Source organism: Pseudomonas sp. Pseusp97, from assembly GCF_047304025.1.
GTDB lineage: Bacteria > Pseudomonadota > Gammaproteobacteria > Pseudomonadales > Pseudomonadaceae > Pseudomonas.
This window is the reverse complement of the sequence record NZ_JBGLYK010000463.1, coordinates 1-765: the sequence shown is the minus strand read 5'-3', so window position 1 is coordinate 765 and position 765 is coordinate 1. Positions and strand designations below refer to the sequence as shown.

The 765-nt window shown below is 69.0% G+C and carries 1 protein-coding gene; it reads right to left on the bottom strand.

Annotated features, from left to right (window positions below; translation table 11 throughout):
• A partial coding sequence (locus ACCC94_RS29895) for a FimV/HubP family polar landmark protein (protein ID WP_413353197.1) occupies positions 1 to 765 on the bottom strand: 765 nt, incomplete at both ends.

The following is a 765-nucleotide window of genomic DNA, read 5'->3' as shown; positions in this document are numbered from 1 at the left end:
GTTCGGCGACGGCCGGAGCCGGCGGAGTACCCGGCTGCGCAGCCGAGTCGGCACCCGGTGCCGGAACCGGCGCGGGAGCAGCGCCATTGGCCGCGGCAGCCTTGTCGCTGCCCAGCTCGCTCTGCAGCTTGGCCAGTTGCGCATCCTTGAGCGCAATCAGCTTCTGCAGCTTGTCCATCTGGCTCTGCAGGTCGGTCATGCGGCTCTGCAGTTCGTCGTTTTCGCGACGGGTGCTGTCGAGGCTTTCCTTGGTGACGGCCAGCTTGTCAGCGACGGCCTGGCCGTCCTTGCTGCCCTTGTCGCCACCCTTGGCCTTGCCATTCTCGCCGGAGAGCAGGCGCAGGCTGTCCTTGGTTTCCGCCTGGGCAGGAGCATTACCGGCGTTGGCGCGCGGAGTGGCGTCCAGCTGACGAGCGCCGCCAGTGGGCAGGCTGCGACCTTCGCGCCAGGCGGTATATTGCTGGTTGACCTCGGTCGCGGCCTCTGGCTGGGTGCGCGCCTTGATCTGCCCGGCATCGGGCAGTCGGAGCACCTGGCCGCTCTTCAGGCGATTGATGTTGCCGCCGAGGAAGGCGTCGGGGTTGAGGTCCTGGATCGCCAGCATGGTCTGCTGCACGGAAACGCTGCCATCCGGGCGCGCACGGGCGGCGATTTCCCAGAGGGTGTCGTTCTTGCCGGTGCGGTACTCGTTGCCTTCCAGCCGACGCGGAGCAGCAGCTGGTGCGGTGCTACGCGCCGGCGCGGCAGCCGGGCGCGGCGCTGCGG